The sequence below is a fragment of the Pseudomonas sp. SWRI51 genome, assembly GCF_014268825.1.
Taxonomy (GTDB): Bacteria; Pseudomonadota; Gammaproteobacteria; order Pseudomonadales; family Pseudomonadaceae; genus Aquipseudomonas; species Aquipseudomonas farsensis.
In genome coordinates this window covers 1-260 of record NZ_JABWRG010000201.1, presented here as the reverse complement: position 1 = coordinate 260, position 260 = coordinate 1, and the positions used below count along the sequence as shown (strand labels likewise).

Sequence of the window (260 nt, the reverse complement as noted above, 5' to 3'; positions counted from 1 at the left end):
CCATTAGAGCGCGGATGGCGACAAAGTTGCCAAAAGAAATTCGGCTCCGGCTGCAGAAAACGTTACCCTATGCAACTGAATTTCCCGCACTTGCCTGAGGTTACCTCTGTGTTCTCCCAATTCGCCCTGCATGAACGCCTGCTTAAAGCCGTGGCCGAGCTTAAATTTGTCGAGCCAACCCCGGTGCAGGCCGCGGCCATCCCCTTGGCCCTGCAAGGGCGTGATCTGCGTGTGACCGCGCAGACCGGCAGCGGCAAGAC

The 260-nt window shown here is 58.5% G+C and carries 1 protein-coding gene; it reads left to right on the top strand.

Going from position 1 to position 260, the window contains the following annotated elements; translation table 11 throughout:
* Nucleotides 1–90: 90 nt before the first annotated feature.
* A partial coding sequence (locus HU720_RS24010; protein ID WP_186523653.1) for a DEAD/DEAH box helicase occupies nt 91–260 on the top strand: 170 nt, incomplete at its 3' end.